Raw genomic sequence first — 20,473 nt, forward strand, 5'->3', positions numbered from 1 at the left:
TTATGATAGGAATCGAGTCTTTTATTAATGAGGAAGGCTTTGATTAAAACACGAAAGGGGACCCGGTCATGGAATATTCTGAGATGCTCATAAACCGTATTAAAGATCTGTGTCGTCAGCGAGGGGGAATCACGATTCACCGTTTAGCGAAAATGTCCTCTCTGCGGCAATCGACACTGGACAATATTATCCGCGGCAACACAAAGGATCCGCGTGTCAGTACATTGCACCGCATCGCCTTGGGTTTCAACATGACGCTGACTGAATTTCTGGATTTTCCGGAACTTAACGATTATGCTTTCGACGAGGATGAGGAAGAAAGCCAATCCGCTGCCGTTTTGAAGTACCATAAAAAAACGGAAAATTCAGCATCAGATACTGTTCTTCCGTGATAGTCCAGGTTATTTGTTTTTGAGCCGGCTGAGGAGGTAATCGGCAACCTCCTCTTTTTTTATTTTGAAGGACAGCGAGATTTCTTCATGAAGCAAATCTTCAGCGCGTTCCAGCATTTCCGCATCCGTGCGTGACAACGATTTCCGGTCTTTCAGCTTATCCTGCTTCTGGGAATAAATAGAAATGATCAGCTGTGCGAGCTTGTGTCCATCGCCTTCTTCTAAAATAGAGCGGTAAGTTTCCTCCCGTTTGCGCTTATCGTCAATCCAGTCGGATTCCAACAACGGCATTTCATCGATCATCCGATCGATTTCTTCGCGGTTCATGACTCGCCGCAGCTGCGGATTGGAAGCCGGCGTTACTATTTGCGTATGAATGCCATAAACGGAACTGAGCACATAGCACGTTTCAGGATGACGCGGTTTCAGTTCTTTTTTAATAATCTGTTCAACCTGAAATATTCCCCGCGAACCATATCGTACATAATCCTTTTCTTTAAACATGAAGCTCGTTCCCCCTTTCAAAAGGTGAATCTCTATCTCTATTCTACCATTTTTAAGGGCTTTTCGTAAGCAAATTCGTTTCTGGTCGATGCTCACGGAGTAACCGTTGTTAAAATAAGCCGGGAAAATAGCGGCGCAGGCACCACATCGCTAGCCCTGTAAACATGAACGGCAGACTGATGAGAATAAGCATAACCAGGGTATTAAGCAAGAAAAGATCGGCAATTACTTTTTCGAGCGTCATGGCGCAAAGAATGAGGGTCAGACGGAAAAACAAACAATAAGCTAAGATCGCACAGATCCAGAATCTGATTTTTTTTATCATTGAAAGATATCAATTCCTTTCTTATTCTATGGGCGGTTTCAATCGCTGAAGAGAAGATTCAAAGATTCCCAGCTGTCAGTTGTCAATTGATAAGCTTCAAGATTCGAAAGCGAAGTTTCCGGAGTCACTGGTAGATTCTCGCTGTTACGGATCGCACGCAAACCACCCTGATGGCCGAGGATTGCGTAAGAACTGGACCGAGCTTGATAGATCTCGTCATCAGACAGATAGATTAAATAGGTTTTTCCAACTTCGATGTCGATATCTCCATCCACTTTTTGTTTGATATAAGCCGGCTTTTCAGCGGCAGAAGCAAAGGCTTCTCGTTGAGCGGGTTCTAAACTCCGGAGATAGTCATCAACCGGGACAATCCCTCCGCTGCGGGTGAAATGAATAGTTTGACCTGAAGATAGATCACCTTTCACGCTTTTGAGAATCGACAGCGTACCATAAGTATAAGGCGTCATTGTAGTTTGTTTACTTTCATTGTAGGTACTTCCGCCTTCGATCGAACACACCGTCGCTATAACGACATCGGTACTGGCTGACAGCAGTGTTTCATGTTCCAAAACACCAGGAGAGAATTCTAAAAGCTGATTCTGCACTCGAATCGAATCAGGATCCAGCTGTGCATAGGCATCGGTATATGAACAAGCGAGAACACTGGCAGAAGGAGAGGGAGCGGCAGACAATCCCAGAGAGGCGGTATCCGGTTTGTCATTAAGGCCGCAGGCTGCAGTAAACAAAACGCAGAGAACAATAGAATAAAATCGCTTCATGGGACACCTCCGCAGAATTCCTTATTGTAAACTAAGTATATCAGAAACGAGATCCGAAGAGATCCGGCGTCATGAAATGTTAAGAAAAATAAAATAGAAGGTTTAACAAGAAGAAACGACTTAAGAATAGACAGCGATGACTAAATGGATGGAAGATCGATATCGGTAAGGACACAAAAACTGGCATCAATAAAAGCTCAGATACAAAAAAATCAGACTTGCGTCTGATTGTCTTTTTAATGGTCCCCGGGGCCGGACTCGAACCGGCATGGTATCACTACCGAACGATTTTGAGTCGTTTGCGTCTACCAATTTCGCCACCTGGGGAATTCATGTGCTTATTTATTATATCTGATCCCCAGAGTGAAATCAAGGGGAAATTAGCACTTTTCCCCGGTTGCCGATGTAAGTTTGCCGCCGCGCTGTTTCATCAGACGAACAAGCAAAGCACCGATGCAGATCCCGACAAGACAGCCTGCCAGAACGTCGGATGGATAATGAACATGCAGATAAATCCGTGAGAAGGCGATCAAAACCGCACTGCCTAATCCCATCCATCTATAGGACCCGCCATAAGCGAATAAAATCATCATCGCCGCAAACGAGGTGGCGGTATGGCCGGAAGGAAACGAACTGGACGTTGGCTTTGCAATCAAGGCTGGGAGTTCGGCATGCGTCATAAACGGCCGCGGACGGTCGACCAGCTGTTTGATCACTAAATCATTCAGCGACCAGGTCAGGATAACGGCCAGAAGCAGAAACGCTGCCGTTCGGCGATCCTTTTTGATAAAGTAAAAATAAAATGCGAAACAGATCCACAGCGCGCCTAAATTTCCCCAGCCGGTAATAAAGCGCATAACCGCCGTCATCACCGGGGACTGAAAGACCTGCGTGATCCACTGCATTATCATAAAATCCAATGCCAATTCCTCCTTTTAGAAATTATCTTTAGCATAACACAAAAGCGGTGTTTCAATTCTTAAGGATTGATAAAAAATACCTGAGAAAATAAAGAAAAAAGGCTTGGTTAAGCCTTTATTTACACATGGCGGAGAACATGAGATTCGAACTCACGGAAGCGTTGCCACTTCGCCACCTTTCCAAGATGGTGCCTTAAACCACTCGGCCAATTCTCCAAGTGCTTTTATATTATAGCGGATCCATCTCCAGATGTCAAAGGTTTTAGCGAAATTCTAGAGAAAAAGACGACTTCCTTGTCGTCTTTTCTGTGTGAATTTTAGATTTTGTTCAACGTTTCTTTTGTTTTTTCAATCATCGGCGCAATCAGTTCGGCGTATTTCGGAAAATGATATTTGCAGTCGATCAGTTCCTCGGTCAACGCCATTAATTCCTGTTTCAGTTTGAGCGTATCCATCGTAATCTGAGATTTTTCCAGTGCCATCGAAATCCGTGTGCTGACGGCTTCGGCGAATTTGCGATCCATCGCTTTCCGCAGATCACTTTGGTGGAACGGAGGTTCCACGTCGATGTCCTGAGCTAAATCCCACATCTGTTCAACGTCTTTGTTCAGAATGTCGAAGCGGCGCAGATAGTCTTCTAAATGCGGCTGCCCTTTTTCAACTTCATCGATGACGCGGGTGAAATGCTTGGAGATCTGCAGGTAGTCCTGTTCCATCTGTTCCTCGCAATGCCGGCATAAGGAGGAATCACGGTTAGGCTCGATACGGCGGCCGCATTGGCGGCAGCGGTGTCCTCCGGTCTGCGGTTCGCTGTTGGTCTTGAACATCGCGACAAAAGCCCGGATCGTATCGATCAGCCAGCCGATCCCCATGACGCCGAACGTAAAGAAATACAAGACGCCCAATCCGTAGTGTCTGCGGATGAAATGATGGACGCCGAAAACTCCGAAAAAGAAGGTGATAAAAAACATCAGTATCGGATCATATTCTTCATGATCATTCATAAAGTAAACCTCCTGTGCAGCATATTTGCGTTTGTAAATACAGTATATCAGATTTATTTAAAAACTATCGGAAAAACTTATGAAGAATTTCGTAAGAAAATTACGATTCAGCAGAAACTCGAAGATATTTTATAAGAGTAAGAAAAAAGCAGATCCAGGATGTCAAAGAACGAAATGATAATCAATGAATTGAAAAGCTGATAACCTAAAAAAGAAGACGATCGAAATGCGTTTTGACGATAAACAAAAATAGAGTTTAAAACAAGTGAAAAATGCAAGGATTATTCTGACCACTTGTTTTACTCCGGGCATCCGGCTTTCCTGTACAATGAAAGCAAAGCATAAAGGAGGAGAACATTATGCAGAAAGTCGCGGTTATTCATACCAGTCCGGTTTCCTTGAACGAATTGAAAGCGCTGTTTGCCGAGCTTTTGCCGGAGGTGGAAATGATCAACATCATCGACGATAGTTTATTGGAGGAAGTTAAGCGCAACAATGGAATTACGCCGGGGATCATCGGAAGAATGTGCCTGTATGGACAGGCGGCGCAGTCGATGGGGGTGGATCTGATCTTAAATCAATGCTCGTCCGTCGGTGAAAGTGCGGATCTTGTGAAACAGACGGTAACCTGTCCGCTGCTGAAGATTGATGAACCAATGGCGGAGGAAGCGGTACGGCTGGGAAACCGGATCGGTGTGATCGCCACAGTCGGTTCCACGATGAAGCCGAGCTGCAATCTGATCCGCACAAAAGCGGAACAGGCGGGGAAAGCGGTTGAAATCAAGGAATATCTCGTTGCCGGGGCGCTGGATATTCTGATGAAGGAAAAAAATCAGGAAAAACATAATGAGCTCGTGCTGAAAGAAATTAAGAAGGCTGAGCAGGAATGCGATGTGATTGTGCTGGCCCAGGGCAGTATGACGGTGATGCTTCCTTATTTAGAGGGGATTTCCAAGCCAGTTTTGACCAGTCCGCGCAGAGCGGTGGAACGCGTTAAGCAGATGCTTGCGCAGCAGGCATGAGTTTTTCCGCTGGCAGAGAACCGAAGATCGTCGTGCTTGACGACGATCCAACCGGGATTCAAATGGTTCACGACGTTGCGGTCTATACGTCATGGGAGGAAAGCGCCTGCGTAAATCTTTTACGGGAAGAGGAAACGATGGTTTTCATCCTGACCAACACCCGGGCATTGAAGCCGGAAGCGGCGCGACGTCTGCTGCGGGAATGCACGCAGAATCTGATGGCGGCGTCAAAACAGACCGGGGTTCCGTTCTGGCTTGTGCTGCGCTCGGATTCGACGCTGCGGGGGCATTATCCGCTGGAATCGGAAACAGTTCGCGAAGTGCTGCAGGAGCAGGGGATTGAAGTTGCCGGGGAGATTCTGTGCCCCTATTTGCAGGGAATGCGGATTACGCGGGATGATCTCCATTATTTGAAGCAGGAAGATCGTTGGCTGCCGGTTGGCGAAAGTGAATTTGCCTGGGATAAAACATTCGGATTTCACGCCAGCGATCTGAAGGCGTATGTCGAGGAAAAGACCCAAGGCCGCTATCCGGCTGCGTCCTGTCTGTCTATTTCCCTGGAAATTTTGCGGTCGCAGGATGAAGCCGCGATCACCAGAATTCTGCGGCAGGCCCATGACTTTCAGAAAATCATAATCAATGCGGAAACAGATGATGATCTGCGGGCACTGATGCCGCCGTTAAAGACCGTACTGAAAGAAAAGACATTCCTGTTTAGAACCGCGGCGTCTTTCTGCAAAATCTATGCGGATCAGTCAGAAAAACCGCTGATGGATCCGCAGGCTTGCGTACAGCGGAAGAATCAGAACGGCGGGCTGATCGTCGCCGGTTCGCATGTTCAGAAAACGACGCGTCAGCTGGAAGTGCTTCGTCAAAATTCCTGCCTGGAAACGATTATCTTTGACCAGCACCAGATCCTGCAAGGAACGCTGGCTGAGGAAAGTGAGCGCTGTGCCAGGCTTGTTAATCAAAAGCTGGCAGCCGGGATTACGGTTGTGCTGCAGACACGGCGGGAACGTGTGGACTTGGCGCAGGGGAGCGCGGAAGATCAGCTGCGGCTGACGCAGGCGATTAACGATCAGTTTATCCGGATCGTTGAACAGCTGACGATCTCGCCGCGGTTTATGATAACCAAGGGCGGGATTACGTCCAGCGATTGTCTGACGCGGGGGCTTCGGGTTCGGCGGGAATGGGTGTTAGGCCAGATTGAGCTCGGCATCGGTGTGGTTCGCTGTGATTCCGCCAGCCGCTTTCCAGATCTGCCCGTTGTTCTCTTTCCCGGCAATGTCGGGGATGAGGATACGCTTGCGAAAATTGTTTCAGAGCTGGAAGGGTGTCATGGCAAGGGGCTTTGATCAACAGCTTTTTCATTATGATTACTCAAATAAAAAACGAGAGCTAATGACGAAAGGATTCTTAATCCGTGCCCTGCTTCTCGTTTTTTATGTGACTTAGCGTTGATTTTCGTTATCCAGAAAAACCCGGGAGCCCGTTGCACCTTTCTGCCCCTGATATTTTCCATTATAGGGATGAAGCGCCGGTGCGTCCATCTTCGCAAAGACAAGCTGGCCAATGCGTCTGCCTGCTTTTAATTCAATCGCACAGCGGTTGGCGTTATACAGTTCTAACGTGATTTCACCCTTGAACCCCGGATCCACCCAGCCGGCATTTTGAATGAACAGGCCCATTCTGCCTAACGAACTGCGGCCTTCGACAAAGGCGGTGAGATCGTCCGGCAGATCAAAATATTCCATCGTCGTTGCCAGGACGAATTGATTGGGAAGCAGAATATAGCTCTCGGAAGTGATCGTTTTATAACGAATTTCGTTTTCCATGTTGATCATCCCGGAAGGAGAATCCTCCACAACGCTGAAGGTGTTTCCCAGGCGGATATCGACGCTGGCCGGCTGAATCTGGTCTTCAATCAGCGGCGTGATCGTTAACGTCCCGGCGTTCAGCATCGCTTGCAATGTTTTATCGGATAGAATCATGTGTTAACCCTCTTTCTTTACGATGTCGGATCTGAATCCTGATTTTCAGACTGCCTTTATCATAGCACAGGGAATAGTCCAGTTCCTCAATTTTTTTGAAGGAGTTTGTTTTAGGCTTTCAACAAAAAAAGAATTGAGAATAATAAAAAAGCCCGCTGTTTTCCAGCGAACTTCTTATTGCGGATGGGATTCAGCTTCTTCCGGCTCCGGGGAATTCTGGATCGTCAGATGAATCTTGCCGATCCGCTTGCCTTCCATTGACTGTACCGTGAAGCGCAGCATACCGATTTGAACTTCCGGATGCTCGTCCGGCTGCGGGATCTGTCCGAGCTGCTCGATCAGATAACCTGAAACAGTATCGTAATACTCAGTTTCCAGATTTAAGCCCAGTTCTTCGTTCAGTTCATCCAGATTCATCAATCCGTCGATCTGATATTCATTGGACGTTAACTGAATCAGCTCTGGTTCTTCCTGTTCATATTCGTCGTGCAGATCGCCGACGATTTCCTCGACGAGATCTTCCGTCGTTGTAATCCCGCTGAAACCGCCGAATTCATCGATCAGGATCGCCATCCGGTTCTGCGTTTTCTGCATTTCGCGGAACAGCTCGGCCGTCGGCTTGCTGTCAGGAACAAAATACGGTTTCTGCAGCAGCGATTCCAGCTTCAGCTGATCGGTTTCTCCTTCGGAGATTGCGATCATCAAATCTTTTATATTTAAAATGCCGATGATGTTGTCGCTGGTATCCCGATAAACCGGAAACCGGCTCAGGCGGGTGCTCAGCAGTTCTTTTAACTGCGGACGAATCGGCTCGTCCATATCGAGCATCACGACTTCCTGCCGCGGAACCATGACGTCGCGCGCAGTTTTATCATCAAAGGTGAAGACCGAGTCAATCATTTCCGTCTGCGTATCGTTAAACACGCCGCTGGCGCGGCCGCTGTGGACAAGCGAACGAATTTCCTCCTCGCTGACCTCCTCCTCAAGATTCTCCGTCTTCATCCCCAACAACCGCAAGAAGCCGTTGGTTGACAAGGAAAGCAGCTTGATAAACGGCGAGAGTACGCGCGAAATGACCAGGATCGGCTGGACGCACATCAAACTGAACTGCTCCGCCTTTTGCAGCGCGATCCGTTTGGGCACAAGCTCGCCGAAGACTAACGTGCAGTAGGACAGAATAATCGTAACCAGCACGACCGCAATCGTGGAGCTGTACGGGATGCCGTACTGCGCCATCCATCCGCCCAGCACCTGCGAAATACCGGTGGCGGCCGAGGCGCTGGAGAAGAAACCCGCAAAGGTGATCGCGACCTGGATCGTCGACAGGAATTTAGTCGAGTCGTCGAACAGTCCTTCGATCAGCCGGGCTTTTTTGTTGCCTTTCTCAGCCAGCATTTTAATTTTGTTTTTGTTCACGGAAACGATAGCCATTTCCGCTCCTGCGAAGAAAGCGTTGACTAACGTAAGAAGTACCAGCAGCAACAGCTGCATGGCGATGGCGTTACCGCCGGGATCTGATGCCATAATCATCCTCCTAAACTGAGGATCAGTATATCAGAACTGCGGAAGAAGCGCAAATACAGCGGGGCGGGTTTGTCTAAATTTCATTATAAAAAGAAACCGGACGCCTGCCTGAGGAAGCAGGAACGTCCGGATAGCTTAAGCTAAATTGAACACAGCCAACGTAAAAGCGATCCCCAACAAGACATAGCCGCCGTAAAGCATCAGCTTTTCTTTTTGATTATAGGGAATCCCCTGGCCGGCGGCGCAGCGCTGGTTGTAAAAAATTTTGGATGCGATCACCAGCGCCAGTCCGACGCCTAATAAAATAAATGCCATCGTTAAATTTCTCCTTTTAAACTCGGGGTGATTGTCAGCGAAGCCGCCGGCGCAATGAAGCCCGGGACAGAAGCTGACCAGGGAATACAGGAAGGCGCACAGGCTTAACTCCCCGAACAACACCGGTCTGGGTTTTGCCTGGAATAGAAACCCGTAAGCGTCTGATTTTTTATTTCTTCGATACTTTTTCAAAAGCGGTTAAAATCTGTTGCTCACTCAGACATTCTGGCTGGTTCTGAATCCAGGGGATGACCTCCTTGTAGTGCAGCAGCGCAAACTCGCTTTTGGCCTGTGTCAGATCCGAGGTGTCAGGAAGCGCGCACAGACCGGTGCAGTCCAGACCGCCTAACGCCTGCCGCTGATACTGGCAATGCTGGCGCAGACCCGCCGCCGGATTGGGGATTCGGAAGTTCTTCGCCGCTTCCGCCTGCGGCCGGCGGAGGATCCAGTGCTTGTCGTTCGGCTTGCCGCTGAGCTGTCCCTCACTGCGCAAATCGCGGATAACGAAGACGCCGCGCGTACACAACAGGGTGACGTAGGTCTGAGCGACATGTCCGTCCTGATCCACAACGGAGTTGTATAACAGCCGGTGAAAGCCCAGCTCCTGTTTCAGCCAGCTGCTTACGGAGAGATTCTGGCGGAATTGATAGCGCCAGAAGTATTCAAGATAATTGGCGAACAGCGCCGGATACAGCGTGCCGGTATAATGTTTGTGCAGGCGGAACGCCTGAAACACGGCCATTGCCAACAGAACGGTAACCAGGCCGTAAAGAATGATGTCCATTTAACAGATAACCCCCTGTTTGAAGATTGCGATGCTGCGCAGGTCGCTGATTTCATTGCGTGTTTTCTTTCCTTCCAGCACAGCGATCAGATCTTCGACCAGCTGGTCGGCCGCTTCGTCGAGCGGTACGCCTTCCGTCAGAAGACCGGCATTGAAATCGATCCAATGTGGTTTTTTCATTGCCAGCTCTGAATTGGTGGCTACTTTGTAGGTTGGAATAAACCCGCCGAACGGTGTACCCCGGCCGGTCGTGAACAGTACGATCTGGCAGCCGCAGGCCCCCAGCGCGGTGGTGGACACGAGGTCGTTGCCCGGGCCGTAAACGAGGCTGACGCCTTTTTTCTGAATCGGCTCACCATAGTCGAGCACGTCGTTGATCAGCGCGGTTCCGGCTTTCTGGATGCAGCCCAGACTCTTTTCTTCCAGCGTTGTGATGCCGCCGGCTTTGTTGCCCGGGGATGGATTTTCATAAACAACCTGATGATTGGACAGGAAATAGTCCTTGAAGCGGTTGATCATCGCGACGAGTTTATCAAACGTTTTCCGGTCAGCGGCCCGATTCATCAACAGCTGTTCCGCCCCGAACATTTCCGGGACTTCGCTGAGCACGATATTCGCGCCGTAGCTGGACAGAAGATCGGAGAACCGCCCCAGCAGCGGATTGGCAGTGATTCCGGAATAGCCGTCGGAACCGCCGCATTTCAAACCGAAGGAGAATTCGCTGAGATCGCAGGCTTCGCGCTGATCATGGCGCATGACCTGATAAATCTGCTCGAGCAGCTCCACGGCGCTGTGAACCTCATTCTCAACGTCCTGGCAGTTCAGACAGCGGATGCGCTCCGGATCGATCTGTTCCAGCGTGTCGTAAAACGGTTTCAGCTGATTGTTTTCACAGCCTAAACCAAGCACGAGTACGCCCCCGGCATTGGGATGGGTGACAATGTCCTGTAAAATTTTGACAGTGTTGCGATGATCCTGTCCCATCTGTGAACAGCCGAACGGATGATTAAACGTGAAGATCCCATCGATATCATCTAACGGATGGCGCTGGCGGAAGGCGTTGACGATGTTGCGGGCGGTATCGCCGATGCAGCCGACCGTCACGATCACCCACAGCTCGTTGCGGATTCCGACTTTGCCGTTGGCGCGGCGGTAGGCCATGACGGAACGCCCCTGGGGACGTTTGACAATCGGGTCACAGACCGGATCATATTGGTAATCAAGCGTTCCGGACAGCCGGGTTTTCAGGTTGTGGCTGTGGACCCAGTGTCCGGCTTCAATGTCACCGGCGGCCTGACCGATCGGCTGGCCGTATTTGATGACCGGCTGACCGTCTGGAATCATTGCACAGGCGAATTTATGACCGGATGGGATGTCGTCCAGCAAGGTGATTCCGTTGATGATTTCTCCGGCGGATAACGGTTCCAGCGCGACGATCACATTGTCGTTCGGCTGGATGTGCAGCGTTTTTTTCATGCGTTTTCCTCCTTTTTTAACGCATCGCGAAGACCGAGCGTTGCGATTGAATGGATAATTTGAACCAGGCGTTCCGCGATGTTATCCATTGATGCCAGCTGGCCTTCCCAAAGAGGCAGCTGGATCAGCGCGTCAACCGTCGCCTGCGGCTGATTTTCATCCCAATCCTGCCAACAGGCCAAAACTTCCGGACTTTCGCTGATCAACGGCGTGCCGTCTGATTTCCGCTGGCCCAGAAGGACGATCAGCGCGGCAAGCGAGAAACAGGCATGGGGAGCCAGCGCTTTATGGGTATCGTAATAATGCCGCATCGCCGGCAGATCGCGGGTATTAAACTTGGCGATCGAGTTGAGCGAAATGCTCATGAGCTCGTGGCGGATATCCGGGTTTTCAAAGCGTTCAAAGACATCGTGAGTAAAGGCCACTAACTCGCTTTCACTGAAATTGAGCGAAGGCCAGACTTCTTCCTTTAAAAAGGCTTCGAGAAAGCGGCGAATCTGCGGATCCTCGACGGTTTCCTTCACGGTTTCCAGTCCCCCAAGCAAACCTAAGGGAACCATCGCGGTATGCGCGCCGTTGAGGATCGCGACTTTGCGGTCGCGGTAAGGCGCCAGATCGTCGGTAAAGATGATGTTTTGATTTAACTGATCCAGCGGCAGCACGGAGTGCAGCACGGGATCGCCCTGAATCACCCAGCTGTGATAGATTTCGCCTTTCACCAGATAGGCATCGTGATAGCCAAGCTGGTCTTCCAGTGCGGCTGCCTGAGCTTTCGGATAGCCCGGCACAATGCGGTCGACCAGCGTATTGTAGAACCGGTTGGCGTTCTCGATCCAGTCCAGGAAAGCCTGCGGTTCGCCTTGTTCGCGGGCTTTGCGGCAGACGATTTCTTTCAAGGTGTCGCCGTTGCGTTCAATCAGCTCGCAGCAGACGAGATCCATACCGCTTTCCAGTGTGCCGTTGAACGTCTGGAAGCGATGTTTTAATACGGCCAGAACCTTTCCGGGGAAGCTTTGCGGACAGACGTCCAGGGTCACGAGTTCGTCCGTATAGGTGATTCCCGCTTCGGTGGTATTCGAGATGATTACGCGGCATTGCGGATCCGCTGCGCGCTGTAAAAGCGCTGGGTAATCGGTGTAGGGATCGATGCCCTGTTCGATCACGTCGATGATTCGCATTTCCCGCGTGGCCCGGCCTTCCTTTTTTCCTTCTAAAAGCAGCGTGTATAACCCGTCCTGTTCCATTAAACTTTTGACTCGCCCATGCGGTCTTGGCTGAACGACGCAAACGCTGCCGTTGAAATCAGTTTTCTCGTTTAACTGGGAAATGAAATCATCGACAAAGGCCCGCAGGAAGTTTCCTTCGCCGAACTGAAGAATGCGCACCGGCCGCTGCGGCCGGGGATGATTTTGACGATTTAAGGATTCCATCATTGATTACTCCATTCTTTTTCTACATTTTACCATGTTTGGCGATCGTCCACGGCAGGCAAGCAGGCAGTTTATTCCGGTAATTTTTTAAGTTTTCATTTTAATGAAGCTTCTTTTGCTTTCTTTCTGTTTTCATTTTGATGGATTCTCGAGCATAATCGAACAGAATCGTACCGACCGCTGCGGAATAGTCAAAAAAAGAGGATAAGACCCTTTTTATGCTTTATAATGAAGTCATTAATGTAAGAATAAGGAAATCAGAACAGGAGAAAAGAAATGCTTGGACAAATTGTCACGGTCACAGTCGATCGAAAGATGGGAACGCGCCATCCCCATTTTCCGGAACTGGTTTATCCGGTAAATTATGGTTATATCCGTGGAATTTCCGCGCCCGACGGAGAAGACCAGGACGCCTATATTTTAGGCATCAATGAACCTGTGAATGAGTTTACGGGAAAAGTCATCGCGATCATTCACCGAAAAGAGGACGTGGAAGAAAAATGGGTTGTGATTCCCAGGGAACAAACCTTATCTAGAGAAGAAATCGCGGAGCAAGTCAAATTTCAGGAACAATACTTTACGACTTATATTGAAATGTAGTTCATGATTTAAGGCCTGGAAAAAACGGATTTGAAAATAACTCAGGACAGAAGCTTTCATGGAAGGGTTAATCATACGGACAATTCTATGAAGTGTTTAGCGTTTACGATGAAGAAAAAAGATATCCCGTATTTCTGAGATATCTTTTTAACATAGGAAAGTTTAAGCCTGAACAAGGCAGAACGGATGCCCTGCAGGATCAAACAGCGTTACAAACTGAGAACCGCCAAACTGCGTGTCGGCTTTCCGCGCGCCCAAGGCTTCCGCTTTTGTGATCATTGTATTCAGGTCGGAAACGAGAAAATCAAAGTGGACTTGTTTCTGTTGCCGGCCTTCAACCTCCGGCCAGACCGGCGGGACATAATCGTCTTCCTGCACGAAGACCAGCATCACGCCGTTTTCGCTGACAACCGCGGGATTGCCGAACAGTTCCGTAGTTTTCCAGTCCAGCAGTTCATGGTAGAACTGACTCAACTTTTTAGCGTCAGGACAGTCGACGACCAGATCGGCCAGACGAATTTCATTAGACATAAAATGACCTCTCTTTCTTATTTTTGGTTTCATTGTAAACGGTTTCTTCAATTTAAGCAAGCCTGCCAATTATTTTTTCAGCAGCTGAGCGGCAGCACTTTGAGCGGTGATTCGCGCCCAGACCAGCCCGGATGTCAATTCCCATCCCGGACATTTCGTATCTTCTCCATAAACAGAGTACAGACCGTCGAATTTATTAGTGTCTGAGGCGTAGCTCAGAACTTCCCCTTTAGAGGATACCGGCAAAAGTGATTTGTTGAGAGTCAGGCGGGACGGAGAAGTATGAAATTCCACGATAACATAAGGCGGTATCAGCTCGCTCATTGTCGTTCCCTCACGCTCAAATTCTAAATCAAGGCCGGTCCGGGCGTACTGATTGTAATCCGTGATCGTTTTTTTTACAATTCCGGGGTATTCCGGATTGATCATGTTAGCGAGGAGATTAAGCCCATCCACTTCGAAATAAAAGGTTTGCGGTGAAATTCCGGCCGCTTGAACGTGATCGAGATCGCTGATTCCATAGACCGGTTCCTGTTTGGCAATCCAAATCAGCTGATCCTGATAGTTCATCTTCGGATCCTTTTCATTAAAGAACCGGCGGCCGTCAGAATTTAGAAAAATGATATTGGGCAGGGTAAAGTAATCGTAGTCTTCCTGCGGCGAAGCCGCCGATTCCCAATCCTCTAATTGAAGAGGTGTGAAATCGGAGATTAAATGTCCGTAAAGGAAAACGTCTTGCGAAAGAAACTGATCCGCGACGATTAACGCGTTTGTTTTAATTTTAGGCGAATAATTCAGAGGTTGGCCTGTTTCTTCATCGTTGAAGGATTGCACAACTTTGACGCCTTCCACACCATCTTGGGCTTCGTTCAGTAGAATCTGAGTCAGGCGTGAATTTTCCATGAAGGCGATCCCCAGATCGGCAGCGATCTGGGCCAAGGCGGATAGAACGACAGGGTGTCCTTCAGTCTGTCCATCATCCGGGGTCATCATTAATTTATAATCCGGCAGTAAACCCGGTACCGGTTCGGCAAACGGTACGCCGCAGCGTTCGATCAGCCAGTCGACGTCCGCTCCCGAATGTTCAACGGTCGTTCGGAAAAGAGAAGAATCGTCCCTCAGCGTGAGTTCTGAAAAATAATCATCATAAAATTGTTTAATTTCGGTTAGCGTCCAGCGCCGCTGACTTTGGTCAGCCCGCTGAGCTGCGGCGCCTAACGCCGCATAGCGATCGGTTTCCTCCGTCAAAATTTCGACGGAATGGGGCAGATCGGCGCTGTGAAATGAAGGGTAGTCCGGCTTGAGCGAAGATACGATGACAAGGATATCCTCAACCCCCTGATCATGCGCTTCAATCGCGGCGATCAGGCTGGGAATCGCATCGCCGATAATGACCAGGTCGTTTTCCCAATCATACTGTGAATTCAATTCTGAATCGCAGGGAAGGGAAGTCGGCTGACAGCCCGTAAAGAGCAGGACGAAACAAAGCAGGGCGCAGCGAAAACCGTGTTTTGTGAAAGAAAAACGCATGGAAGATCACCTCTGTGATTTCAGTTTACTACCAGAGTCTACGTTTGTAAACCTTTTTCGACTGAATGACTTCGGCTTGTCAAGACTGAACGAAATTGAGGATTCATCAAACAAGGCATTAGATTTCGCCGGTATTCAAGGACGAGTAAAAAAGAACCCCAGCCGTCAGACTGGGATTCTTTGGAGGGAAAGCTTAATTTATTTTGCAGCGGCTGCGTTGCGGCCGGCAATCCGTCCGAAGACGGTGATATCGGCGATCGCGCAGGTGCCGACGCGGTTGTTGCCATGAACGCTGCCGGTGACTTCACCCGCGGCGAACAGACCTGGCATAACGTTGCCTTTGGTATCCAGAACTTCAGCGTTTTCGTTGATTTCAACGCCGCCCATCGTGTGGTGGACAGAAACGACGCCTTCCAGAATGAACCAAGGGCCTTCCTTCATCGTAACCATGCTTGTGGTACGGCCGAATTCATCGGTGTTGTTTTCGATGCCTTCGTTGTACTTATCCATCGTTTCCACAAGGTTTTCAGCATTGATGCCGTAGTGTTCCGCTACTTCTTCCAGCGTATCAGCTTTGAAGAAGACGCCGTCTTCCAGGCAGCGGGCATATTCGTCGGCGAACTTTTCTTCCAGATTCAGCCGGTCAGCGACTTCCTGGTTGTAGATCGCGTAGACTAAGCCGCCCTGAGCCAGAATGCCTTCGGCGCGGACATCGCGCATCGCGACTTCGTTGACGAAACGCTTGCCGTCTTTGTTGACATAAATCAGACCTTCGCCCGACCAGCTTGGCGCTTCAATGCCGTAGAAGACGCCGGTGATCGGATTGTTGAACGGATAGAGCTGGATGTGTTCCATATTGATCAGATTAGCGCCGATCTTTTCAGCCATGACGATGCCGTCGCCGACAATGGCCGGGGAGTTCGTCGTTTTAACCGATTCGTCCAGTGTTTCCCAACGTGTGTTGTAGTGTTCGCGCATTTCGACGTTTGCGCCGAAGCCGCCGGTAGCCAGAACGACGCTGCGGTTCGCGGAGATCGTCGCCGTCTGATCACCTTGGGAGACCTTAACACCGACAACCTTGCCGGTTTCATCCTGAATCAGTTCTTCTGCTTTCGTGTTCAGCATGATTTCTACGCCGTGACCTTCAGCGTATTCCTTTAACGGATTGATCATGCCTGGACCTAAATCAATCGGTTCAACGGCACGCGCTACGCTGTGGCCGCCTTCCCAGACGAGGTAATCCTGATATTTGACGCCGATTTCATCGCGCAGCCATTCCGCGGCCGCCGTCGCGTTGTTCGCAACGATATCGACCATTTCTTTCTTCGCGACCTTTCCGCCGCCTTCCCACATTTCCTTCGCCATCAGTTCCGGGCTGTCTTCAATGCCCTGTTCTTCCTGCAGCCAGTTGTTCGGGCAGGCCAGTTCGGCATAGGACAGAATTGTGTTGCCGCCGACATACGGCATTTTTTCAATGACAACGACATTTGCGCCCGCTGCCTGGGCTTCGATCGCTGCGGACAAGCCCGCTCCGCCGGCGCCTAAGACAACGACGTCATAGGTCTTATCTTCTAAAGTAACGGTGGTTTTCGCAGCACCTTCCCCGCTCATCAGCGCTTCAACGTCGGCGCCCGCTTCTGTCAGCGCCGCTTTGACAGCGTCCAGAATCGCGTCGGATGTGTGCGTTGCACCGGATACCGTGTCGACATTCAGCGACTGGGATTCAACGATCGACGCCGGGATGTCGGCGATCGCCGCATCGGAGATACCGGCGGATTCCTTGTGTTCCGTGACCTCGACCTTTTCAATTTTGTCAGCGCTCAAGGTGACTTCGACTGTCACGTCGCCGTTATTTCCCTGGGCCGTCCCTGTGTAAGTTCCTGCTTTGAATTTGCCTTCGCCGCCTTGATCGTTCTTCGGTGTTGAGCTGCACGCAGCCATCGAAGCGATCATCATGACGGAAAGCATCAGTTTAACGATTTTCTTCATAATTTTCCTTCCTCCTGGTTCTTATTTTATAGAACCGGCCGAAGGGTTTGAATGGATTATCTTCTGCATTTTTTGTAATATTGTCCATTTGTGCACAAAAACGGATAATTTGAATGAAATTCTGGGATTCAGTAAATCAAAAAATGCGACTGTTCTCATACTTGGCAATCTCAAATCCGGTCGTTCCCTGGCTGTTTCCCGAGCGTATCAGATCAATATCAATACCTTTAAAAGTAAAAAAACGTCCGTCTGCGAAGCCTGACAATCGCAAAACGAACGTTTTTGGTCTTTATACGCCATAGTGGATCATAAACTTTTGGTTGTCGATCGCAGCCTGGATTTTAAGCGCCAGATCAACCAGTTGATCATCCTGATTTATCCGCCGGTCACTGAGCACGATTTCCTGGAATGCAGGAAGCGACCGCGGTGGGATCAGTGTGACGCCGTGCCGGGCTAAAGCCTGGGAAGGATGATCGAGAGAATGAAAATAGGTTTGCATCAACAGAAGCTTAGGCCACCAGGCATTGAGATAGAGATCATCGTCAATCGCAATGCAATGATAATTCTGCGGTTCATAAGCACTATAATCTTTTTTGGGATCTATTTCATCAATCATGCCAAATTCAGCTTTGATCATAACTGCCCCTTTCCTTTAGCCTTTAATTTTGCGGGATGAAGGTTCGCGCAGGTTTCTTTTAGTTTATGACGCTGAATCCAGCTTGTCAAATTTGAAGAAGTATAGTTCACTTTTCCAGAGCGCTTATTTCGCGGAAGGGTCGTCTATTCAAGGTGTGGAAAGACGCGGGACAGAATCTTCTGTCTAAGGGCAGAGAATTGGAAGAATCTCGAGCGATAGGAACTTTCAGTCGACGTTAAACCGTTTTTCTGAAAAGAAAGAGTGTCCCGGCTTTCCATAATCAGTATAACTCAGAAATGATAATTATACAACTCTTTTGAGTTTGGATAAAAACGCCGGATGAAGATCGCGGCGCTTTGGGCAGGGGTGTTTCAGTTTCGCATGTTATGAGGAAGGGAGAAGAAACTTGGTAAAAGGGGAGAAATCAGAGCTGATCCAGACCCAGCCGCGTGATTTCCGCATCGATTTTCTGCATTTCCGCTGCGCTGAGCTGCCAGGTGAAGGTATTCAGATTTTCCGCGACATGACGGACGCTGCGCACGCCGACTAAAGCCGTCGAAACGAAATCCTTCTGCGTCGACCAGTTGATCGCGACCTGGCTGACTGGAACCTGATGTGTCTGAGCGATCTCATCCAGGGTGGCCATCAGCTCCATGACGCGTGGGAAAAATTCCGGTCTAAAGCCTTTATAGAAGGACAGCCGGACATCGTTGGCCGGCCAGTCGGGAACCTCGCGGAACCGGCCTGTCAAAATTCCGCCGCTTAAGGAACCGTAGGTCATCGTGTCGACGCCGTGCTCAGCGCACCATTGCATTAATGCCTTAGACCGCTGGTCGATCATCGAGAAGGGCGGCTGGATGACGTCGACTTGGCCGTATTTCATCGCTTCCTCCAATAACGTCTGATCGCAGTTGGATAAGCCGATATAGCGGATTTTGCCCTGCTGCTTTAAGAAGTTCAGGGCGCACATCGTTTCCGCAATCGGTGTGTGCGTATCCGGCCAATGCAGGAAGTAGAAATCGACATAATCCGTTTGGAGATTGCGCAGCGAGCTGGCCATTTCCTCCATGACGGTGCCGAAGCGGGCGTCGCGGAACACGCCGCCGGTGAATAAATCGTTGTGCGTGCCGAACTTCGTGGAAATGTAAATCTCAGACCGGTTCAGACCCTGGATCGCTTTGCCGACAATCTGTTCCGAGCTGTGATTGCCATAGTTAGGCGCTGTGTCGATCAGGTTGACGCCGCCCTGGATCATTGCGCGGATTGCCGCAATCGCTTCCTCTTCGCTCATCGCGCCGTTCCAGCGCAGGCTGTCCAGCCCCCAGGTGCCGACGGCCAGCTGACTGACGTCGACGTTGGCGTTTTTAAAATGAGTCATGCGCATCGTTTTATCATCCTTTCATGATCAGTAAAGTGTATAAGGAATAGTAACAGAAGACCCGGAAAAGGGAGTAAATCCGGGTCTGGATAGTCACGAGAGAGTTACCAAAGCTGCTTGTACAGCGCGATCAGCGCTTCTTCCGTTATAACTTTGCGGGTGTTGGCCGGCGATCCGGAAACGGCAGCGTCGTGAGCCATTTTTTCCAGCGAATTGAAGAACTGATTGCGGTCGACATTCAACTGGGCCAGGCTTGGAACGTTCAGCCGGGCTAACAGGGCGGACAGGTTTTCAAGAAACAGATCGGCCGCCAGTGCGTCATCCTCGTTCTGGGTCATGCCGCAATACCGCGCCAGATCCGCGAACCGGTCAAGCGCGCCGTCCTTGACGTAGTTCATGCACACTTCCAGCAGCACGGCGTTGCTTAAGCCATGCGCGATGTGGAACAGCGCGCCGATCGGGCGGCTCATGCCATGGACGATTGTCACCGAGGAATTGTTGAAGGCGATCCCGGCTTCCAGCGCTGCCAGCGACATCTGGATCCGCGCTTCCTCGTTGTCGCCGTGCTCATAGGCTTCCGTCAGGTTGTTGAAGATCCGTTTGACGGCACTGAGCGCGAAGGTATCGGAAAGCGGCTGGGCTAAACGCGAGGTGTAAGCTTCGATCGCATGGCACAAGGCGTCGATGCCGGTCGCGCTGGTGACGCCTTTCGGCGCGGTCATGGTGAACTGCGGATCGATGATCGCCAGATCCGGAATCAGACTGCCGCCTTTTAAAAGCATTTTCACGTCGTTTTCCGTGTCGGTGATGATCGTGAACTGGGTTGCTTCCGAACCCGTGCCGGCAGTCGTTGGGATCGCGACCTTCTTCGGCAGCGGTGTTTCCACCGGCTGGCCCATGTAGGAATTTAACGGCCGGTCCGGGTCGGCGCTCATCATCGCGATCGCCTTCATCGAATCGATCGGCGAACCTCCGCCCAGAGCGATCAAGAAATCGCAGTGTTCCGCCTGATACTGTTTCAAACCATGAACGATCATCGTATTGCACGGCTCGCTGTTGATTTCAGCGTCAATGGAATACGCGATGTGGTGCTGGTTCAGTACCTTCAATACTTTATCCAGGTTGCCTAGCTTGATCATCATTGAATCGGTGACGATCAGCGCTTTCTTGCCTAACGCGGCCAGAGCGGGCCCGGCGTCTTCCAGCGCGTCGGTGCCGCTGATGATCTTTGCGGGTGTTAAAAAGGGATTAGCCATGGTTGTTTCCTCCTTATTTGATCATGTAGCTGCGGATGAGTCTGACTAAATCGTCATAGCCGCCCAGAAACTGGTTCATCGTCGTT

General features: G+C 50.0%; 20 protein-coding genes and 2 tRNA genes. 4 read left to right on the plus strand and 18 right to left on the minus strand.

Going from position 1 to position 20,473, the window contains the following annotated elements; translation table 11 throughout:
- The first annotated feature begins 68 nt into the window (after nt 1-68).
- Complete coding sequence (locus HOLDEFILI_RS06150; protein WP_006058661.1) at nt 69-392, plus strand: helix-turn-helix transcriptional regulator; 324 nt, start codon at nt 69-71, stop codon at nt 390-392.
- Nucleotides 393-401: 9 nt separating this feature from the next.
- On the opposite strand, the gene HOLDEFILI_RS06155 is transcribed toward HOLDEFILI_RS06150, so the two are convergent.
- The 6 genes from HOLDEFILI_RS06155 to HOLDEFILI_RS06185 form a co-directional block, all read right to left on the minus strand.
- Nucleotides 402-896 (minus strand): CarD family transcriptional regulator, encoded by a 495-nt coding sequence (locus HOLDEFILI_RS06155; protein ID WP_039864181.1) that lies wholly within the window; start codon nt 894-896, stop codon nt 402-404.
- A 363-nt stretch (nt 897-1,259) separates the two neighbouring features.
- Nucleotides 1,260-2,000, minus strand: coding sequence for a hypothetical protein (locus tag HOLDEFILI_RS06165; protein ID WP_006058664.1), 741 nt, complete (start codon nt 1,998-2,000; stop codon nt 1,260-1,262).
- A gap of 240 nt (nt 2,001-2,240) precedes the next feature.
- Nucleotides 2,241-2,327 (minus strand) — tRNA-Leu (locus HOLDEFILI_RS06170).
- A gap of 53 nt (nt 2,328-2,380) precedes the next feature.
- Complete coding sequence (locus HOLDEFILI_RS06175; RefSeq protein ID WP_006058665.1) at nt 2,381-2,911, minus strand: phosphatase PAP2 family protein; 531 nt, start codon at nt 2,909-2,911, stop codon at nt 2,381-2,383.
- A gap of 135 nt (nt 2,912-3,046) precedes the next feature.
- A tRNA-Ser gene (locus HOLDEFILI_RS06180) sits at nt 3,047-3,136 on the minus strand.
- 101 nt (nt 3,137-3,237) lie between these two features.
- Nucleotides 3,238-3,924, minus strand: coding sequence for a TM2 domain-containing protein (locus tag HOLDEFILI_RS06185; protein ID WP_039864186.1), 687 nt, complete (start codon nt 3,922-3,924; stop codon nt 3,238-3,240).
- Between the two features lie 359 nt (nt 3,925-4,283).
- On the opposite strand from HOLDEFILI_RS06185, the gene HOLDEFILI_RS06190 reads away from it, so the two are divergent.
- Together HOLDEFILI_RS06190 and HOLDEFILI_RS06195 are read left to right on the plus strand one after the other, a co-directional pair.
- Nucleotides 4,284-4,946, plus strand: coding sequence for an aspartate/glutamate racemase family protein (locus tag HOLDEFILI_RS06190; protein ID WP_006058669.1), 663 nt, complete (start codon nt 4,284-4,286; stop codon nt 4,944-4,946).
- Complete coding sequence (locus HOLDEFILI_RS06195; protein ID WP_006058670.1) at nt 4,943-6,301, plus strand: four-carbon acid sugar kinase family protein; 1,359 nt, start codon at nt 4,943-4,945, stop codon at nt 6,299-6,301. The genes HOLDEFILI_RS06190 and HOLDEFILI_RS06195 overlap by 4 nt, the downstream gene beginning before the upstream one ends.
- A gap of 96 nt (nt 6,302-6,397) precedes the next feature.
- Here the strand turns inward: HOLDEFILI_RS06195 and dcd are convergent, their stop codons facing one another.
- From dcd to HOLDEFILI_RS06225, 6 genes are all read right to left on the minus strand, one after another.
- On the minus strand, nt 6,398-6,937 hold the full coding sequence (dcd, locus tag HOLDEFILI_RS06200; RefSeq protein ID WP_006058671.1) for a dCTP deaminase: 540 nt from the start codon (nt 6,935-6,937) through the stop codon (nt 6,398-6,400).
- Nucleotides 6,938-7,111: 174 nt separating this feature from the next.
- On the minus strand, nt 7,112-8,461 hold the full coding sequence (locus tag HOLDEFILI_RS06205; RefSeq protein ID WP_039864189.1) for a hemolysin family protein: 1,350 nt from the start codon (nt 8,459-8,461) through the stop codon (nt 7,112-7,114).
- Nucleotides 8,462-8,596: 135 nt separating this feature from the next.
- Nucleotides 8,597-8,776 (minus strand): hypothetical protein, encoded by a 180-nt coding sequence (locus HOLDEFILI_RS06210; protein WP_039864190.1) that lies wholly within the window; start codon nt 8,774-8,776, stop codon nt 8,597-8,599.
- Nucleotides 8,777-8,945: 169 nt separating this feature from the next.
- A complete protein-coding gene (locus tag HOLDEFILI_RS18265) occupies nt 8,946-9,560 on the minus strand; it encodes a hypothetical protein (RefSeq protein WP_006058674.1) in 615 nt (204 codons plus the stop codon).
- On the minus strand, nt 9,561-11,036 hold the full coding sequence (locus tag HOLDEFILI_RS06220) for a UxaA family hydrolase (RefSeq protein WP_006058675.1): 1,476 nt from the start codon (nt 11,034-11,036) through the stop codon (nt 9,561-9,563).
- Nucleotides 11,033-12,466 (minus strand): tagaturonate reductase, encoded by a 1,434-nt coding sequence (locus tag HOLDEFILI_RS06225; RefSeq protein WP_039864191.1) that lies wholly within the window; start codon nt 12,464-12,466, stop codon nt 11,033-11,035. Before HOLDEFILI_RS06225 ends, HOLDEFILI_RS06220 begins: the two co-directional genes overlap by 4 nt.
- Nucleotides 12,467-12,742: 276 nt before the next feature.
- Between HOLDEFILI_RS06225 and HOLDEFILI_RS06230 the strand changes: the two genes are divergently transcribed.
- The gene (locus HOLDEFILI_RS06230) at nt 12,743-13,066 is read left to right on the plus strand and encodes a hypothetical protein (protein WP_006058677.1); all 324 of its coding nucleotides are present in this window, start codon (nt 12,743-12,745) and stop codon (nt 13,064-13,066) included.
- A gap of 162 nt (nt 13,067-13,228) precedes the next feature.
- On the opposite strand, the gene HOLDEFILI_RS06235 is transcribed toward HOLDEFILI_RS06230, so the two are convergent.
- The 6 genes from HOLDEFILI_RS06235 to HOLDEFILI_RS06260 form a co-directional block, all read right to left on the minus strand.
- Complete coding sequence (locus HOLDEFILI_RS06235) at nt 13,229-13,597, minus strand: VOC family protein (protein WP_039864193.1); 369 nt, start codon at nt 13,595-13,597, stop codon at nt 13,229-13,231.
- Nucleotides 13,598-13,666: 69 nt separating this feature from the next.
- Nucleotides 13,667-15,127 carry an FAD-binding protein gene (locus HOLDEFILI_RS06240; protein ID WP_006058679.1) on the minus strand — a complete coding sequence of 487 codons (1,461 nt, stop codon included), beginning with the start codon at nt 15,125-15,127 and terminating at the stop codon, nt 13,667-13,669.
- 198 nt (nt 15,128-15,325) lie between these two features.
- Nucleotides 15,326-17,116: a flavocytochrome c gene (locus HOLDEFILI_RS06245; RefSeq protein WP_039864194.1), complete on the minus strand. Its 1,791-nt coding sequence runs from the start codon at nt 17,114-17,116 to the stop codon at nt 15,326-15,328.
- A 289-nt stretch (nt 17,117-17,405) separates the two neighbouring features.
- Nucleotides 17,406-17,753: a hypothetical protein gene (locus HOLDEFILI_RS06250; RefSeq protein ID WP_006058682.1), complete on the minus strand. Its 348-nt coding sequence runs from the start codon at nt 17,751-17,753 to the stop codon at nt 17,406-17,408.
- A gap of 424 nt (nt 17,754-18,177) precedes the next feature.
- A complete protein-coding gene (locus tag HOLDEFILI_RS06255) occupies nt 18,178-19,137 on the minus strand; it encodes an aldo/keto reductase (RefSeq protein ID WP_006058683.1) in 960 nt (319 codons plus the stop codon).
- A 98-nt stretch (nt 19,138-19,235) separates the two neighbouring features.
- Nucleotides 19,236-20,387: an iron-containing alcohol dehydrogenase gene (locus HOLDEFILI_RS06260; RefSeq protein ID WP_006058684.1), complete on the minus strand. Its 1,152-nt coding sequence runs from the start codon at nt 20,385-20,387 to the stop codon at nt 19,236-19,238.
- Nucleotides 20,388-20,473 lie beyond the last annotated feature (86 nt).

The sequence above is a fragment of the Holdemania filiformis DSM 12042 genome, assembly GCF_000157995.1.
Classification (GTDB): Bacteria; Bacillota_I; Bacilli_A; order Erysipelotrichales; family Erysipelotrichaceae; genus Holdemania; species Holdemania filiformis.

Coding starts and splice junctions, on each gene's coding strand:
- HOLDEFILI_RS06240 (WP_006058679.1), bottom strand. CDS start 15,127: ATGCGTTTTTCTTTCACAAAACACGGTTTTCGCTGCGCCCTGCTTTGT.
- HOLDEFILI_RS06260 (WP_006058684.1), bottom strand. CDS start 20,387: ATGGCTAATCCCTTTTTAACACCCGCAAAGATCATCAGCGGCACCGAC.
- HOLDEFILI_RS06165 (WP_006058664.1), bottom strand. CDS start 2,000: ATGAAGCGATTTTATTCTATTGTTCTCTGCGTTTTGTTTACTGCAGCC.
- HOLDEFILI_RS06255 (WP_006058683.1), bottom strand. CDS start 19,137: ATGCGCATGACTCATTTTAAAAACGCCAACGTCGACGTCAGTCAGCTG.
- HOLDEFILI_RS06245 (WP_039864194.1), bottom strand. CDS start 17,116: ATGAAGAAAATCGTTAAACTGATGCTTTCCGTCATGATGATCGCTTCG.
- HOLDEFILI_RS06220 (WP_006058675.1), bottom strand. CDS start 11,036: ATGAAAAAAACGCTGCACATCCAGCCGAACGACAATGTGATCGTCGCG.
- dcd (WP_006058671.1), bottom strand. CDS start 6,937: ATGATTCTATCCGATAAAACATTGCAAGCGATGCTGAACGCCGGGACG.
- HOLDEFILI_RS06175 (WP_006058665.1), bottom strand. CDS start 2,911: ATGATAATGCAGTGGATCACGCAGGTCTTTCAGTCCCCGGTGATGACG.
- HOLDEFILI_RS06235 (WP_039864193.1), bottom strand. CDS start 13,597: ATGTCTAATGAAATTCGTCTGGCCGATCTGGTCGTCGACTGTCCTGAC.
- HOLDEFILI_RS06230 (WP_006058677.1), top strand. CDS start 12,743: ATGCTTGGACAAATTGTCACGGTCACAGTCGATCGAAAGATGGGAACG.
- HOLDEFILI_RS06250 (WP_006058682.1), bottom strand. CDS start 17,753: ATGATCAAAGCTGAATTTGGCATGATTGATGAAATAGATCCCAAAAAA.
- HOLDEFILI_RS18265 (WP_006058674.1), bottom strand. CDS start 9,560: ATGGACATCATTCTTTACGGCCTGGTTACCGTTCTGTTGGCAATGGCC.
- HOLDEFILI_RS06190 (WP_006058669.1), top strand. CDS start 4,284: ATGCAGAAAGTCGCGGTTATTCATACCAGTCCGGTTTCCTTGAACGAA.
- HOLDEFILI_RS06185 (WP_039864186.1), bottom strand. CDS start 3,924: ATGAATGATCATGAAGAATATGATCCGATACTGATGTTTTTTATCACC.
- HOLDEFILI_RS06150 (WP_006058661.1), top strand. CDS start 69: ATGGAATATTCTGAGATGCTCATAAACCGTATTAAAGATCTGTGTCGT.
- HOLDEFILI_RS06155 (WP_039864181.1), bottom strand. CDS start 896: ATGTTTAAAGAAAAGGATTATGTACGATATGGTTCGCGGGGAATATTT.
- HOLDEFILI_RS06195 (WP_006058670.1), top strand. CDS start 4,943: ATGAGTTTTTCCGCTGGCAGAGAACCGAAGATCGTCGTGCTTGACGAC.
- HOLDEFILI_RS06205 (WP_039864189.1), bottom strand. CDS start 8,461: ATGGCATCAGATCCCGGCGGTAACGCCATCGCCATGCAGCTGTTGCTG.
- HOLDEFILI_RS06225 (WP_039864191.1), bottom strand. CDS start 12,466: ATGGAATCCTTAAATCGTCAAAATCATCCCCGGCCGCAGCGGCCGGTG.
- HOLDEFILI_RS06210 (WP_039864190.1), bottom strand. CDS start 8,776: ATGGCATTTATTTTATTAGGCGTCGGACTGGCGCTGGTGATCGCATCC.